The organism is Rouxiella silvae (assembly GCF_002093625.1).
Classification (GTDB): Bacteria; Pseudomonadota; Gammaproteobacteria; order Enterobacterales; family Enterobacteriaceae; genus Rouxiella; species Rouxiella silvae.
On record NZ_MRWD01000057.1, the window covers coordinates 1 to 15,621 of the forward strand.

13 protein-coding genes are annotated in these 15,621 nt (G+C 51.6%); 1 reads left to right on the plus strand and 12 read right to left on the minus strand.

The genetic code is table 11. The annotated features are described in order from the left end of the window. Nucleotides 1-486: 486 nt before the first annotated feature. The 5 genes from BS639_RS19775 to dsbB form a co-directional block, all read right to left on the minus strand. Nucleotides 487-1,377 (minus strand): LysR family transcriptional regulator, encoded by an 891-nt coding sequence (locus BS639_RS19775; RefSeq protein WP_055771250.1) that lies wholly within the window; start codon nucleotides 1,375-1,377, stop codon nucleotides 487-489. Between the two features lie 103 nt (nucleotides 1,378-1,480). Further along, complete coding sequence (locus BS639_RS19780) at nucleotides 1,481-1,777, minus strand: hypothetical protein (RefSeq protein WP_084984100.1); 297 nt, start codon at nucleotides 1,775-1,777, stop codon at nucleotides 1,481-1,483. Between the two features lie 39 nt (nucleotides 1,778-1,816). Beyond that, nucleotides 1,817-2,602 carry a MipA/OmpV family protein gene (locus tag BS639_RS19785; RefSeq protein WP_084984101.1) on the minus strand — a complete coding sequence of 262 codons (786 nt, stop codon included), beginning with the start codon at nucleotides 2,600-2,602 and terminating at the stop codon, nucleotides 1,817-1,819. Between the two features lie 151 nt (nucleotides 2,603-2,753). Then, nucleotides 2,754-3,248, minus strand: a complete 495-nt coding sequence (locus BS639_RS19790; protein ID WP_158086943.1) for a Rossmann-fold NAD(P)-binding domain-containing protein — start codon at nucleotides 3,246-3,248, stop codon at nucleotides 2,754-2,756. A gap of 150 nt (nucleotides 3,249-3,398) precedes the next feature. After that, nucleotides 3,399-3,929, minus strand: coding sequence for a disulfide bond formation protein DsbB (gene dsbB, locus BS639_RS19795; protein ID WP_055771269.1), 531 nt, complete (start codon nucleotides 3,927-3,929; stop codon nucleotides 3,399-3,401). A gap of 340 nt (nucleotides 3,930-4,269) precedes the next feature. Here dsbB and fadR point away from each other — a divergent pair, with 340 nt between their 5' ends. Then, nucleotides 4,270-4,989, plus strand: coding sequence for a fatty acid metabolism transcriptional regulator FadR (gene fadR, locus BS639_RS19800; RefSeq protein ID WP_055771271.1), 720 nt, complete (start codon nucleotides 4,270-4,272; stop codon nucleotides 4,987-4,989). 71 nt (nucleotides 4,990-5,060) lie between these two features. On the opposite strand, the gene BS639_RS19805 is transcribed toward fadR, so the two are convergent. The 7 genes from BS639_RS19805 to BS639_RS19835 form a co-directional block, all read right to left on the minus strand. Beyond that, a complete protein-coding gene (locus tag BS639_RS19805; RefSeq protein WP_055771275.1) occupies nucleotides 5,061-6,596 on the minus strand; it encodes a SpoVR family protein in 1,536 nt (511 codons plus the stop codon). A 348-nt stretch (nucleotides 6,597-6,944) separates the two neighbouring features. After that, complete coding sequence (locus BS639_RS19810) at nucleotides 6,945-8,468, minus strand: serine/threonine protein kinase (protein WP_084984103.1); 1,524 nt, start codon at nucleotides 8,466-8,468, stop codon at nucleotides 6,945-6,947. 23 nt (nucleotides 8,469-8,491) lie between these two features. Then, nucleotides 8,492-11,110 (minus strand): type VI secretion system ATPase TssH, encoded by a 2,619-nt coding sequence (tssH, locus tag BS639_RS19815; RefSeq protein ID WP_084984104.1) that lies wholly within the window; start codon nucleotides 11,108-11,110, stop codon nucleotides 8,492-8,494. Between the two features lie 8 nt (nucleotides 11,111-11,118). Next, nucleotides 11,119-12,183: a type VI secretion system baseplate subunit TssG gene (tssG, locus tag BS639_RS19820; protein ID WP_084984105.1), complete on the minus strand. Its 1,065-nt coding sequence runs from the start codon at nucleotides 12,181-12,183 to the stop codon at nucleotides 11,119-11,121. Then, on the minus strand, nucleotides 12,180-14,054 hold the full coding sequence (gene tssF, locus BS639_RS19825) for a type VI secretion system baseplate subunit TssF (protein WP_055771286.1): 1,875 nt from the start codon (nucleotides 14,052-14,054) through the stop codon (nucleotides 12,180-12,182). The genes tssG and tssF overlap by 4 nt, the downstream gene beginning before the upstream one ends. A 2-nt stretch (nucleotides 14,055-14,056) precedes the next feature. Next, a complete protein-coding gene (gene tssE / locus BS639_RS19830) occupies nucleotides 14,057-14,629 on the minus strand; it encodes a type VI secretion system baseplate subunit TssE (RefSeq protein ID WP_084984106.1) in 573 nt (190 codons plus the stop codon). 58 nt (nucleotides 14,630-14,687) lie between these two features. Then, complete coding sequence (locus BS639_RS19835; RefSeq protein ID WP_084984107.1) at nucleotides 14,688-15,617, minus strand: hypothetical protein; 930 nt, start codon at nucleotides 15,615-15,617, stop codon at nucleotides 14,688-14,690. Nucleotides 15,618-15,621 lie beyond the last annotated feature (4 nt).

Consider the following 15,621-nt stretch of genomic DNA (forward strand, 5'->3'; position numbering starts at 1 on the left):
CCATTATGGTAATAGCCGCCGTGATATCCGCCGCGATCGTGATGGTAGTCGCCGGGGAATATGCACCCGCTGAGTGAGGCAATGACTGCCAGAACAGCAAAAATCTTAAAAGCATTTTTCATGGTTTACCTCCAATGTTTAATAATGAAAGTATCCAATAATGCTAAATATTTACTATCAACTTTATCTTAAAATTATTTTGTTTTGGAATCGCCGAGAGGTGAGGGTGGAGAAGAGACATAAAAAAACCCACCGAAAGGTGGGCATAAGGAATATCCAAGTTTTACACACATATGCTACATAATAGCATTGTTTACACTAGCATTCTGTGGGCGCTGGTGTTGTTTAAAATGCGTAATTTTCCCCCACAAAACCTGTGGTATTTGTTACAAAATATATTTTTAAGCACTGACCTTAACTTCACGCTTCATTATTAGCTATTCCAGAAATGAAACGCTGATCCTTTAAATCGACGCTATCTTTAGTCTATCCTTGACGCATTGCCTCAATAAGTAATGAAAATACATGGGTATGCTGTTTACGACTTGGATAGTAAAGGTGATAACCCGTAAACTCCTGGCACCAATCATCTAGAACCTGAATAAGTGAACCCGATTGCAACTGATCCTGAACCACATCTTCAGGAACGCAGGTTAATCCAAAGCCCGATTCCGCTGCGTCAATTCTTTCTTGAAGATGGTTGAAAGTAAGTTGTCCAGATACTTTGACCTTGCGCTCAACGCCCTCTTTCTCAAACTCCCAGACATAAATACCGCCGAGCGTAGGAAGACTGAGGTTGATGCACTTATGTTGCTGTAAATCCTGCGGAACAATCGGCACAGGGTTCGTTTTGAAATACTCGGGCGACCCCACAACAATCATCCGAAAGTCAGGGCCTATTTTTATCGCAATCATATCCTGCTGTACTCTTTCCCCTAGCCGCACGCCTGCATCAAAACGGCCGTCCACGATATCGGTAAAGGCATTATCGATAATCAGCTCAACGTTTATCTGCGGGTACTGAGCGAGGAAGGGTTTGAGTTTTGGCCAAAGAACGGCTCTTGTTGCATGCTCACCGGCAGAAAGGCGGATATTTCCTGCGGCTATACCATTGAGTCGAGTGATTGCCTCAAGTTCATATTCCAAATCCGCCAACCGTGGCTGAAGGCTGGCAATCAGTTTCTCCCCGGCCTCCGTCGGCGCAACGTTTCGGGTGGTACGGGTAAGCAGTCGTAAATTTAGCCTGGCCTCAAGTCCATTCATCGCATGGCTCAGCGCTGACTGAGAGACCCCAAGCTTGCCTGCCGCTTTAGTAAAGCTTCTTTCACGCGCCACTACGAGAAACGACATGAGGTCATTTAAATTTTCTTTTAACACATCGCGTCTCTGCTAAGGGTTATTTGATTTTGTTTAATTATATCGACGCTTAAAAAGACGCATCTGATCTATTCGCACTTTTCACTTAGCATTATGTCTGGGATTAAATCATCTGTATTTTGTTTTGCGTAATTTTATGTCGTTTCTTCGCACTGTTCTTTGCTGGATTGCACTCTTGTTTGCTGTTGGGCAAGTAAAATTTTCCGGAAGGGCTGGGGGAAGTGCCGCCAGGGCAGCCCGGCATACCAGGTCTACCGTTGACGCCGGGGGTGCCATTTCCACCGTTAGCGCCGCCCTTACCACCGGCTCCGCCCTTACCGCCATCGCCTGCATAAACCGCGGGGATACTTATGGCTAAAAACATAGCGCAGATCATAATCTTTACACGTTTACCAGACATACATTCTCCTGTTTGTGCCCTTAGAATAAAACGGAAAAATCAGAAGCCGTACAGTACGGCCAGACTCACCAATGTTTGATTGGAGCGAAAGACTATCGGACTGTCTTTTGCGCGATCGCCTAACCAGATGTAATCAGCACTGACGGCAGTGCTCCAGCGTGGCGTCAATTGATGACTCCAGCTCACATTATTGTCAAATCCGTAAAATCCGCCCGACGTTTGGTAGGCGGCATAGCCTGAATGAAGGCTTTGTTGCTGATTCACGCCATAAAAGGTATTGGTATAGCGACTGTCACCAAACAACGCCGTTCCCTGAATAGCAAGGGTGTCGATATTATTCTGAAAGGGAACCAAGGTCGCTGACGTTTGATACTGCAGGCCCTGCGAGTCGCTCAGGGGTAGGGTTGCTTTTCCCTCAAACGACAGCCAAGGTGTCGCCATCCAGCCAACGGCGACAGCGGTATTGATTGCCCCCCTGATATTCCCCATGCCTTTTAATTCATTAGAACCATCACGCCACCCGGAGTTTCGGTCGGAACGGCCAAAGCTGTAGCCCAAGGTATGCTCGAGATAAAGGCCGTTATCGCTTTGCAGGTCATAGCCGAGTCCTTTTAATGAATCGAAGAAAAAGGCGTTATCACGCGCTTGAACGACCGGCATGACTTGCCAATGCCGCTTGTCGGACCCGCTATAGCGAGGGGCATTTTCGCTGCCTATCCCCACCGTTAAACTCTGCAGAGGTGGACTATTGGTATCCCCCCAGGCGGCAGTGGCGGCGCCAGTCAGTGAAAAACACGTCATATACAGCAATTTTCTGGCTATCATCCTGACTCCTCGACACAAAACATTTATAAAATTGAACAGAGTTCGGTAGCGTTGGAAACGTTCTGTATGATGAGCCAGCATCAGTAAACCGTAAGTATTTTATAAGGGAATAGTAAGGAAAAATTGTGTCACTTTTGCAGCGCTTTAATTTCTAGAGACACTTGAGGTCCACTAAGGTCGTTTTAACCGCTTCGTCAAGCGGGGTGTGTGGTTCATGGCCCAGCGCGTCTATCAGTCGACTATTATCGAGCTGAACAGGTTGTTGCCACAAGTATCGCATTTCCAATAACTCGCGCATTGTTGGCATTACCGGTGACAGTAGGTAGACCCTCCACCACGGAAAATTCGTAATTGCCGGTTTTGGCCCGCGGTTTCCCGTCACCCGTTGCACCGACTCAACCCTCTGCGTTCCGCTAGCATCCCAATGTCCCGCCATAGGGAACGACGCAAACGGTGCAAAAGATTCACGACGTGCCAGCAAAGTCATTTCAGTAGCCGCCATATCCGGCAGGTAGCACCACTGATGGCCAATCCCTGACTTGCCAGGGTTATTCATGGTTTTTGCCAACGCCAACTGGCACACGATCTGGTGCCGGTACTGCCTGATGCTTTTACTTTTGCTCTTCCAGTCTGGGTGACCATGCATGAAGATCTCCGTAATAGCCCTCGATGTAGAGTAACATTTGATGCGCTGGTGAATCATCTGGAGCGTTATGTCGGGCGAAGTTAGACACTACGGTGACAAAATAAAAAAGGCCTCTCGTTTGAGAAGCCTTTTGCCGTGTAAGCTTAGAAACTAGCGGCCGAACAGGTCGCGGCGTTTAGTTTTTATAAATTGTGCGATGACGACTAATACGGCAATCAGCATGAAGAACCCGAAGACCCCGACTAGCCATTGAGGCATACTCAGAGTAAACAGAGTCCAGCTTCTTTCTGCGCAGTCACCGGTCGCAACAAATACGCTTGGCAGCCATTTATCCAGCGGTAACCAGCTTGGGAAACGTGCGGCAAAATCGCAGGTCGCAAACGGAGAAGGGTGCAGCTGGATCATGGTGTGTTCCCATGCGAGGCGAATACCCTCCCAGGCGCTGTAAATCCAGATAACCATGGCGCCGTAGCGTAACCAGGTTGCAGGCGCAATAGCCCCAACAAGACCCGCCCCCATGATGCCGAACAGCGCGCAGCGTTCATAAATACACATTACACAGGGTTTTAATAACATAACGTGTTGAAAATAGAGCGCAACCATCTCGAGGACAAAAGCGGTCAATGCCATCAAGAGCCAAGCACCGCGGCCCTGCGAGCAGCGGTTAAGATATTGCAACATAGGTTTATTTTCCATGCAGTAAGTCATCGACAGGCAGTGTAAACCAAATCAACCTGTCTGCCAGCGGATAAAAGGAAATTTCATAAAAAAAAAGCACCTTAATTCGGTACTTTGTGACCCTTTCTACTCTCTATTCCATACCGTCAACAACGCTTAAACATCCTTGAAATAGTTCAAATGTATCTCATTAATTTAAAATACAAATATTTGCAAACTCATGCACATTTTCAACATAAGTACTCAAGGGGCGCTATAACCTAAGATTTTCATCTGGTATGATGAGACGAATTATAACTTCAGAAAAAGCAGCTTATAGAGGCTGTAACGGAAAGCCAAAAATATGGTTATCAAGGCACAAAGTCCAGCCGGTTTTGCCGAAGAATATATTATTGAAAGTATTTGGAATAGTCGATTTCCACCAGGATCGATTCTGCCCGCGGAAAGAGAGCTTTCCGAACTGATCGGCGTCACCCGAACTACGCTGCGTGAGGTTTTGCAGCGTTTGGCGCGTGACGGTTGGTTAACCATTCAGCACGGTAAACCAACAAAAGTGAACAACTTTTGGGAAACGTCGGGCCTCAGTATTTTAGAAACCCTTGCGCGTCTCGATCACGAGAGCGTTCCGCAGCTTATTGAAAATCTGCTGTCGGTGCGTACCAATATTGCCACTATATTTATCCGCAAGGCGATGCGCTCCAACCCGGAAGAAACACAAAAAGTGTTGGCCAAGGCTTCAATCACGGCAGACACCTCCGAGGCCTATACCGAACTCGATTATGGTATTTATCGCGGTTTGGCCTTTGCGTCGGGAAATCCTATTTATGGTCTGATTATCAATGGCCTACGTGGATTGTATACCCGAGTTGGACGTTATTATTTCTCCAACCCTGAAGCGCGCAAACGGGCGCTGGCCTTCTATCTGAAACTGTCTTCTATTTGTGAAGAAAAACAGTATGACCAAATAGTCGACTGTGTTCGTGGTTATGGTAGAGACAGCGGCGCAATCTGGCACAGTATGCAGGTGAGTATGCCGAAAGACCTTACTGATCAGCGTCGCTAACCGACGCATTAGGGAATGAGGCAAAAGGAAAAGGGCGCGAATGCGCCCTTTTTTAATGATAGCAAGACGGGTTAAAGAGCCGAAGGGCGGGGCGGGCAGCGGTCGAGCATTTCGACGCTTCCATCTTCGTTAAGCTGCTCCATATAAACGTCAAATCCCCACAGGCGATGAATGTGTTTCATCACTTCGCGACGGCTCTTGTCGAGCGGCGCGCGGTCTTGGGGGATGTAACGCAGCGTCAGCGAGCGGTCACCGCGTAAATCGACGTTCCACACCTGAATATTCGGCTCGTGGTTGCTGAGATTGTACTGTGCCGAAAGCTCCTGGCGTATCGCTCGATAGCCTTCTTCATTGTGAATCGATGAAATCTCGAGATAATTATTATGATCGTCGTCCAGCACGGTGAATAAACGGAAATCACGCATCACTTTCGGTGATAAAAACTGGCTGATAAAGCTCTCGTCTTTAAAGTCACGCATTGCAAAATGCAGCGTATCGAGCCAGTCAGAACCGGCAATGTCAGGGAACCAATATTTATCCTCTTCAGTAGGCGACTCACAAATGCGTTTTAAATCCTGGAACATGGCAAACCCCAGCGCATAAGGGTTTATACCGCTGTAATACGGGCTGTTGTAGGGCGGTTGGAACACCACGTTGGTATGGCTATGCAAAAACTCCAGAATGAAGCGGTCGCTGACTTTTCCCTCATCATACAGATGGTTAAGAATGGTATAGTGCCAGAAGGTTGCCCAACCTTCGTTCATCACCTGAGTTTGTTTTTGCGGATAAAAATATTGGCTTATTTTGCGCACGATGCGCAGAACTTCGCGCTGCCAAGGTTCCAAAAGTGGCGCATTTTTTTCCATAAAGTACAGCAAGTTTTCCTGCGGTTCTGAAGGGAATCGTCGAACCTGCTCTGGTGCATCCTCTTTATCGCGGCGCGGCAAGGTTTTCCACAGGGTGTTCACCTGACTTTGCAGATAGGCTTCTCGGCTCTCCTGACGGGCTTTTTCTTCGGTAAGCGAAATTTTTTGCGGACGTTTATAGCGATCCACACCGTAATTCATCAGTGCGTGGCAGGAGTCGAGCAGGCGTTCCACTTCCTCTACGCCGTAGCGCTCTTCGCATTGACTAATGTAGCGGCGGGCAAAAATCAGGTAATCCACAATTGAGCTGGCATCAGTCCAGCTGCGGAACAGGTAGTTATTCTTGAAAAACGAGTTATGTCCATAGCAGGCATGCGCCATCACCAGCGCCTGCATGGTCATGGTGTTCTCTTCCATCAGATAGGCGATACAAGGATTGGAGTTAATCACAATCTCGTAGGCCAGACCCTGTTGACCGTGCTTATAGCGCTGCTCGGTTTCGATAAACTTTTTACCGAAAGACCAGTGGGCATAGTTGATTGGCATGCCAACGCTGGAATAGGCATCCATCATTTGTTCTGAGGTGATTATCTCGATTTGATGTGGGTAAGTCTCAAGCCGATAGCTCTTAGCCACCCGATCAATTTCTTCAAGATAAACCTGGAGTAACTCAAACGTCCAGTCTGGTCCGTCACTTAAACGTTTGTCTTCAGTTTTGTGTTCCTGGGTCTTTGTCGTCATCAGCGCACCCTCAGTCAGTTACGGACGCAACCTATGTTTTAAAAATATGCATCCACTATTAATCGTAGTTCAATCTTGATCATGTGCAGAAGGAAGGGCATATTTTTTAATCATTTTCATTACGTTAAGGATTTAACCGTTTTAGCAGAGGCAGAATCGGGCTAATTTCCTTATGCACTCTGCTTTTAAACGCCGCCCAAATCCGCTCATTCTCCGTGTGACTTTCAGCGTCCATCCCTTGACCATACACGTTAACGCGCATTGTGTAATCAGCTTGCCCTAATTGTTTTAAGATAAAAACAACGTTTCTCTAGGGGCTAGATTCCAGAAAGGATCGGTGTGATGTTGTTATTGGATACTGGCAAGAAACCAGGTTCCGGGCTTATCGATGGTCAAACTCTGAGGATACTGTTTGCCTTGCCGTTCAACGATCAATTTATGTTCACCGGCGGTAAGTACGAGTTTTACTTGCCCATTTTCACCGCGCGAAGCGTTCTGCTTGTTGCCGTCCAGCGTCAACGCGTCGTCGGCGTTTAATTTCAAATAGACATTGGCTATCGCCACCGCAGGGGGGGGTAATGCCGTTGTTGAGGCTGCCGGCGATGCAGCAGGTGATTGAATTTGTGATGACGATAGCGTGGGTGATGCTGTTGGGGCCTTAGAAACAGCGGCTGTTTCAACAACAGGCTGGGCGTTTGAGACCTGAGCGACTTCCTGTTGAGGCGGCGAGTTTTCATCGGATGCACCACGATGCCACAGCAGTGTGGCAATTAAAATCACCGTTAATGCCCCCACGGGGGCTGCTAATTTCCAGTGAATACCTGACCTCGGTTTGCCTGGGGAGGATTCTGCGGGATTTATTGCAGAATTGGCCGCCAGTGTTTGCATGGGGTCAGCGTGTGTAACGACGGGGGCAAGCGGCAACGAGTCAGCGGCGGTAGGGTGCAGCGTATCGAGCACGTCTCGCGCGGTAGCAATCGGCAGCGTCATTAAATTTGCTAATTCATCTACCGACTGCGGCCGGTCGGCAGGGGCTAATGCCAGAGCCTTATCGATTGCCGACAGCAGGTTAGGTGAATAGCCGTCAAGCTGAAGGTCGGCCAGCGGCAGCAGGGTATCTTCGATGCTGCGCACCACGCTGACCGGCGGCGCCTCGCCCACAATCAGCGTATACAGTACCGCGCCCAGCGCGTAGATATCCGTCCAGGGTCCCTGTTCACCATCGCCGTCGTCAGTATATTGTTCAATCGGCGCATAGCCGGGCTTGAGCATGATTTCCGTTTCATCCGACAGGTTGCCAATCTCCTTACGCGCTGAGCCGAAGTCCAGTAGAACGGGCAATGCGTTTTCCTGAATCTGGATATTATCCAAGGAGATATCGCGATGAAGGTAGCCTGCGTTGTGCAACGTTTTTAACGCACTGAACAGCGGCGGCAGCAGTTGGCGAATAAAATCCTCATCAATCGTCTGTGGTTCTTTTTGCTGTAGCAGCTTAAGTGTTTGGCCGCTGTAAAGCAGGGTCGCCATGTAGGCCGTGCCGTTGTTCTGCCAAAATCGTAGTACGTGCAGCAGGCAGGGATGATTGAAGTTGGCCAACAGCCTAGCTTCCTGAATAAAGCTGTTGAGTCCGGCGTGGAAAATTTTTGAAAAACGCTCGCTGCGCAGGCCCAGGGTCATGTCCTCGTTACGCACCGCCATTGAACCCGGCATGTACTCCTTTATGGCAACCATGCGCTCGAGCTGGCTGTCCCACACCCGATAAACAATGCCGAAGCCACCGCCGCCGATCACCTCTTTGATTTCAAATTCGTTAAATTGATATCCGACCGGCAGGGCCGCCAGTGTCGTTTGATTATTATGAAGTCCCGACATGAGTTAACTCCGTGATACAGGTCTTAGGCGGTAAACTGGTATTGAAAATCATTTTGTTGATAACTGACTTCAAGCTGCTGATAACGCTGATTTGTACCGGTAGCGGAAAGCAGCAGCTGGCTGATTTGTGGCAGCAGCGTTTGCGTGAGGATCGCATCCACCATGCGTCCACCCGACTCATTTTCCGTACAGCGGCGAACAACCTGTTCTGCTACCGACGGTGTGAAATGCGCAGTAATACCGTGGTTTTCGAGCAGGCGGCGTTGAATGCGTGCCAACTGCAAAGTAACGATACTCGCCAGCATCTCATCGCTCAGCGGATAATAAGGCACGATTAACAGCCGTCCGAGCAGTGCGGCGGGGAAAATTTCCAGTAATGGCTTGCGCAGCAAATTCACCAGCGCTTCGGGCTGAGGCAGTAAATCAGGGTTAGCACAGGTGTTCTGAATCAGCTCAGTGCCCACGTTCGAGGTGAGAATAATCACCGTATTGCGAAAATCAATGCGCCGTCCTTCGCCGTCCTCCATCCAGCCTTTATCAAATACCTGGAAAAAGATTTCGTGGACGTCGGGGTGTGCTTTCTCTATCTCGTCGAGCAGGACAACGCTGTAGGGCCGACGGCGAACAGCTTCGGTCAGCACGCCGCCTTCACCGTAGCCGACATAGCCCGGAGGTGCGCCTTTTAATGTTGATACGGTATGCGCCTCCTGAAATTCACTCATGTTAATGGTAATAACGTTTTGTTCACCGCCGTACAGACTTTCGGCCAGCGCAAGCGCACTTTCCGTTTTACCCACACCCGACGGCCCACACAGCATAAATACGCCCACCGGCTTGTTGGGGTCATCAAGCTGCGCCCGCGACGTGCGAATGCGCCGCGCGATGGCATCGAGTGCATGCTGCTGGCCGACCACGCGCTTGTTCAGCGTATCGGCGAGTTGCAATACGGCATTGATTTCATTCTTAACCATTCGCCCTAGCGGAATGCCAGTCCAGTCAGAGACCACTGCGGCCACCACGCTGGCATCAACCGCCGGATAAATCAGCGGTGATTCACCCTGCAATCCCAGCAGCTCATGCTGTATTTCGCGCAGGTCTTCACGCAGCGCCTCGGCTTCCTCTGTTTGCGCTTCGCCAAGCAGCAGGCGTTTTTGACTGATTTGCCGGGTCAGGTCCAACTCTCGCTGCCAGCGGGCGTCAAGCGTTTCTTGTAACTGCTGCTGCTCATCCAGTAGCTTGCTGATTGAGTCCGCACGCGTGGTTTCAGCCAAACCGAGGCGAATTTCACGCGCGACGATATCTTGTTCAATGTTCAGTGCCGCGATGCGATGGCGACAATCTTCTAGCTGCGCAGGCGGATTGTGTTGACTCACGGCCACGCGTGCACAGGCGGTATCAAGGAGCGCCACGGCCTTATCCGGCAGTTGACGGGCAGGAATGTAGCGATGCGACAGGCGCACGGCGGCTTCAACCGCTTCATCGAGCAGCAGCACCTTATGATGACTCTCAAGTGACGCGGCAATATTGCGCAGCATCAGCCGCGCTTTCTCTTCACTCGGCTCCGCCACTTGAATCACTTGGAAACGACGGGTCAATGCTGGGTCTTTTTCAATATATTTTTTATATTCGGCCCAGGTCGTTGCTCCCACTGTGCGCAGTTGGCCGCGCGCCAGTGCTGGTTTTAGCAGGTTAGCGGCATCGCCGGTACCCTGCTGACCGCCGGCGCCAATGAGCTGGTGGATCTCGTCGATAAACAGCACTACCGGCGTTGGGCTAGACTGAACTTCATTAATCACGGCCTGGAGGCGTGCCTCAAACTCACCTTTCATGCCTGCACCCGCTTGCAGCATGCCGATGTCCAGCAGCCATAGCTGCACGTCGCGCAGGGCGGGCGGGACTTCAGCGGAGGCTATTTTAAGGGCTAACCCTTCAGCGACCGCCGTTTTCCCCACTCCCGCCTCACCGGTCAGCAGCGGGTTATTTTGCCGACGGCGCATCAAAATATCGATAATCTGACGGATCTCTTCATCGCGTCCAGCCACGGGATCAATTTTCCCTTCGCGGGCAGCGCGAGTCAGGTCTTGACCATATTTTTCCAGCGTTTTTCCCGATCCGATTTCTGCTTTCGACGTCTCGGCGTGAACAGTGGTTGGCGTCAGCATTGATTCATCACTGCGGGCAAAAATAAGCTCGAACTGGCTGAGCAGTTCGTCGGCACTCAGGCGGTCGAATTGGGAAGAAATCGAGGTTAATACGCTGCGCAGGCTGAAGGTTTTTATGATGCCCAGCAGCAGCATGCCGCCGCGAATTTGATCGGAAGAAAATTTTAGCGAGCAGTAAACCCATGCGCGCTCAACGGCGTTATCGATGTGTTCTGAAATATCAGAAATGGCGCTCGCCCCGCGCGGCAGGCGGTCGAGTGCAGCGGTAATATCGCGCGCCAGCGACGCCTCGTCAAAGTCAAAATGACGAACAACGGCCTGCAAATCTCCGTTTGGCTGCTGCATCATCTGATGCAGCCAGTGTGCCAACTCCACATAGGGGTTACCGCGAAGCTTACAGAAGGCGGCGGCACTCTCAAGCGTGGAAAACAGCGACGCATTGAGCTTGTTAAACAAGGCGGAACGACTGATTTCAGACATGATTTTCCTTAATGAGATTCAGTACTAAACACTAATTCGCCGCGATCAAACGGTTGCGGCTGTTCGCCCAGCCAACTGCTGTAACCCAGCCGCTGACCCTTACCGATGCGCACGCCCGCGACATCCTGATGTCGCATAATAAGCCGCAGTTCCCAGACATATTCTATGCCGAGGTATTGTCGAACCCAGTCGCGAATCTGCTTTGCCAAGGGGCGGTCAGGCAGAAATTGCTCATAGCTATCGAGCCGCAACGGGCCTAGCTCAATGCGAAACTTGTGCTGAACGTCGCGCACCGCCACGCCTAAAAACATGCTCTCACCCAGTCGGGGCATTGCACGTCCGGCGCGCAGCTGTGCCTGCTCTTTGTTGCCGACGTGCATCCACTGCGGCACGTTGGCGACTATCCTGACCGCGACCTTGAAATAAAACGCGAGAATTTTTTCCAGTCCTTCAGGATCATGGCGCTGACGCGTCAGATGCCCGGCGAGGGCGAAAGGCGCGTGTTCACTAACGCTGTCGCGGTTTTGCTGTGCCGGTAATCCTCGACCCGTCAGGCTGGCCAGATAGTGATTGAAACGCCGATTGTCCTCGCGGTCGAGGGACACCGTAGGCTGCGCATCGGCCCAGGCTCGATAGAAAAGCAGCGTTAACCGGTGGTGAAAAATATCCAAAAATCGCGTCATGCCGTTGTCGCCATACTGGCTGACGCGCTGCTGGGCATATTCGGTCAGGTGCAGCGGCAGCGGGCCGTTGGGCCCGAACAGGCCAAAGCTGTAGATTGAGATATCGTGCAGCGGCGACGCTTCACGGCGCTTGACGCTGGCAACCGTTGAGGGCGCAAAAGCCAGCGAAGGAGCCTGCCCGATGCGCACGGGTTCATATTGCGGATGCGGTGCCTGACCCAGTAAATAACGCTGCCCCGCCTGCGCATCAAGGCGACGCAGCAGTTGGAACAGATCGTGGTGGTAAGGGGAAGCCATCAGCGCCTGCCAGAAATCCTTAGACAAGCGGCCAATCACCCGAAATCGTGCCGTATCAGGTAGGGTTTGTTTTTCAATGTCGGTTTCGCTCATATCAAAGCCCTTTTGCCCATGCGTGGCGGCCAGTAGCCTATCTCACCTTTTTGCAGGCCACTGAGGGTCATTTCAGTGAAGGCATTAATCGACACCATGCGGGAGAACAGCTTTTCGAGCACGCTGCCCAGCAGCCAGGGGCTCATACCGGAAAAAGATTGTTCATCGACGATCAAATTAATGGCCACACCGCGCGCAAAAACGATTGGCCCCGGTTCGGGAACGCGGCGATAAACCGACTCGAGTTTGCAGTGACGGATGCCGTCAATTTGTTTACCAATGGCCGCTTCGGCGAGGTTGGCATAGAGGCCGAGCTGTTGGCGCAGCGCGGCGGCGCCCTGTGCGGCATCAACGTCCATCAGGCTGAGGTAGTCCAGCTGGAGCTGGCTGATAAGTTTCCAAGAAATCGCACCCTCGGCCATCGCCGGACGTGGAGCGGTCGGGCCTTTGCGCATCGCCACTTTACGCACGGGAGCTGAGGTGGGCAGGGTGAAGTCATCCTGTCCCTGCTGCATTAAAATCAGCGGCAGGTCGCGATTGGTACAAAGCACGTCGGCCATCAGGTATTTCAAGTCCGGAGACCACGGCGACTGCTGCTCGTCAATCAGTGAGATAAATACCTCAGAGCCGATATAACCGGTGCGCGTGCCGTAATTACGTGCGTTTTCTGACAGGGTGCGCTGTTCGCGACGTGCCGAGAAATAGGCGCCATAGTTGCGGTTATCTTCGCTAAATGTGTTCCAGAAAGGACGGAATATTTGCTCTTTCTCCATGCCTTTCCCGCTGCCGTAGAGCTTCTGAACCGAGTAAATCTCGTAATCCAGCGGGCTGGCGTTGTCGACCACCAAATGGTATTCGTTGGTGAGTTCATTGACATTAATACGCTCGGCGCTGCGGCTAAACAGGTTAATCGCGGGCGTGCAGTACATTGCTAAATGGCTTTTATCGACCACGCGTTCTAAATCGCTCTGCGCCTTATCGAGCAGGATCAGGATATCAAACTGCCGTTTATCACGGCTCGCGGCAATCAGCGAGCGCATGCCTGAAATACTGAAAAACATAAAACGACTAGGGAAGGCGAAATACTCCTGCAGCAGCCGATAACCGCTGAAATTGCGTAAATCATCGGGCAACAGTGCCTGCGCAGGATCAAACCCTTCCTGACGCAGCGCATTATCGGGCAACAGCTGATAATTCCCTTCGGGTGACGGCGTTTGGCAAACCACACCGACACTGTGCTGCATCAGCAGTTCAAGCAGGCCCAGCGCGTGTCCGTCAGGTCCGCTGAGGTGAAAATCGAGCTTGTCGAACGCCATGCGGCTCAGTGGAACGTCACCCTCGCTGTGCAGTCGGATACGCAGTGCACTGACCGCACCGCGGCTCTGTAGTTCTGATGAAGCCAGCGGAATGTCGGCCGGAATGCCGCCCAGCTCTACGCTGTCAATTTTCAGCGGCAGCAGCGTAACGTCGTGCGCAGTCTGATATTTGCAGGTAATACCTCGGCGCTTCATGGTTTGATTTTCAATCATCGTGCCGCGAGGCAGAGTAAAACCGCTGTTGATATGACCTTTGGTTTTATCCGGTTGAAGTTCGATAATCGCCATCGACGGCGTAGGTGCCAGATAATTGGGGTAGATCATCTCCAGCAGTCGCTGGGAAAATCGTGGAAACTCGGCGTCCATTTTCAACTGCACGCGCGAGGTCAAAAAGGCAAAGCCTTCCATCAACCGTTCAACGTAAGGGTCAGCGACCTCAATTCCGCGCATGCCTAATCTTCCCGCTACCTTGGGATTTCGCTCGGCAAACTCGGCCCCCATTTCGCGCAGGTAGGTCAGCTCGCGGTTGTAATACTCAAGCAGTTTGCGATTCATGATTAGCCGATATCCTTAAGTTCAAAACGACCGATCTCCAAATCTATATCGGTACGAAACAGAAACTCCAACGGCCACGGCACGCACCATAAATTCCCTTTTATTTCAATCGACAGAATGTTGTGTGTATCCAGTGATTTCGGGTCGGTCATGCATTTCACCTGCAAATCGCGGGCAATTATCCGAGGTTCAAAGTTGATGATGGCCTGCGTCAGGCGCTTCTGAATATCGTTCCATTCAATGTCTGACATACGTTTACCCGCCAGCGGGGCGACGCCAAAATTGAGTACCGATGAGCGAACCTGGGCAAAGGCGTCGAGGTCATGCTGCTGCTCGTTATTGACGCAGTTAAACAGCCATTGCAGGTCACGCAGCACCTGACGGCGAAGTTGACTGTGGGTCATGACGTTTTTAGCCGGATTGAATTCGCGCTTTTCGGGTTCGTCGTCGGTCAGTCGGTCGAGCAGGGCCGGTTGCACCGTATCGCGATGAGTCAGACGCGGATTATTTTCCCGCGCCTGATAGCCCGTACGGTAAAGATCGTCGCCTTCCGGCATTATAGAAGAGGGCTTCATGGTTTCGGCTCCGGCAGAAGGGTTATCAGGCAGATTGGCTTAATGCGGAACAGGCGGATTATTTACCGTCGGTTGAATCCGCCTTGGCCAGCGTGTCGGCAGCGGGATTGCGCCATTCAGGATGAAGCTTTTCAACAGTCACTGCGTTGAGCGGGATGCTCGTGCCGGTTAATCCCCACTGTTGACTCAGGGTTTTCAGCGACGGACTGTCTGTACCCGCCTGACCTTGAATGGCCATTTTGCCTTTGAAACGCCACGCACGGACAGCGCTGTCGAAGGGTAAGATAAGCCAGCTATTGCTTGCCGCGGCATTGGCGAGGATCAGCCGTTGATTGTTGGCGCTGACCACTGACATCATCTTTTGTTGTGCATCGGCGGGCAAATCAAGCAGCGGATAGCCGCTAACGTACAGCAGCGGCTCGGCACTGCCGTTGAGCCATTTTTGCGTGTCGCAGTGCAGCATTTTTTGCCCGCTGGGGAAAAACTGTGCGGACGACGCATTGCCCCAATAGGTTCGAAAATGACAGGCGTCGGGCGTGTCGAAGACGCTGACCGGCGTGGTGTCGGCCATCTCGGGAGAAGGCAGGGCGGCAGGCGCGGGCGCAGTGTTCTCAGGGGCCAAGACGATGGTTTTCTCTTGGTCGGCAACAACCTTCCAGCCATTTTTACTCAGCGCAGTGCCTTTCTGCTGAAGCTGCCCTTTGGCATCCACAGCCTGCCAATGAAGGGTTATTAGCCTGCGGCACTCTTTATGCATCAGCTCACCGACGGCGGGCAGAAAATCTTCCAGCGCGGCTGCATCAAACTTTTTTTGACTCACCACGCGCAGCGGCAGCGCAGGCGCGCACCAACTGCTGGCGAGCGGGCTTTTAACGTCGTCGAGGTAGGCCGCCTGTTTAGTGCTGGGCGACCAGGCAATGCGATAATCCTGCCCCCAAGCCGCAGAAGACAGCCCGAGCAGGCACAAGGGCCAAATCCATACTTTCATAATT

Excerpts from the sequence above, each read along its gene's own strand:
- BS639_RS19780 (WP_084984100.1), bottom strand. The coding sequence starts at position 1,777 with ATGTCTGGTAAACGTGTAAAGATTATGATCTGCGCTATGTTTTTAGCC.
- BS639_RS19785 (WP_084984101.1), bottom strand. The coding sequence starts at position 2,602 with ATGATAGCCAGAAAATTGCTGTATATGACGTGTTTTTCACTGACTGGC.
- BS639_RS19790 (WP_158086943.1), bottom strand. The coding sequence starts at position 3,248 with ATGCATGGTCACCCAGACTGGAAGAGCAAAAGTAAAAGCATCAGGCAG.
- dsbB (WP_055771269.1), bottom strand. The coding sequence starts at position 3,929 with ATGTTGCAATATCTTAACCGCTGCTCGCAGGGCCGCGGTGCTTGGCTC.
- fadR (WP_055771271.1), top strand. The coding sequence starts at position 4,270 with ATGGTTATCAAGGCACAAAGTCCAGCCGGTTTTGCCGAAGAATATATT.
- BS639_RS19805 (WP_055771275.1), bottom strand. The coding sequence starts at position 6,596 with ATGACGACAAAGACCCAGGAACACAAAACTGAAGACAAACGTTTAAGT.
- BS639_RS19810 (WP_084984103.1), bottom strand. The coding sequence starts at position 8,468 with ATGTCGGGACTTCATAATAATCAAACGACACTGGCGGCCCTGCCGGTC.
- tssH (WP_084984104.1), bottom strand. The coding sequence starts at position 11,110 with ATGTCTGAAATCAGTCGTTCCGCCTTGTTTAACAAGCTCAATGCGTCG.
- tssG (WP_084984105.1), bottom strand. The coding sequence starts at position 12,183 with ATGAGCGAAACCGACATTGAAAAACAAACCCTACCTGATACGGCACGA.
- tssF (WP_055771286.1), bottom strand. The coding sequence starts at position 14,054 with ATGAATCGCAAACTGCTTGAGTATTACAACCGCGAGCTGACCTACCTG.
- tssE (WP_084984106.1), bottom strand. The coding sequence starts at position 14,629 with ATGAAGCCCTCTTCTATAATGCCGGAAGGCGACGATCTTTACCGTACG.
- BS639_RS19835 (WP_084984107.1), bottom strand. The coding sequence starts at position 15,617 with ATGAAAGTATGGATTTGGCCCTTGTGCCTGCTCGGGCTGTCTTCTGCG.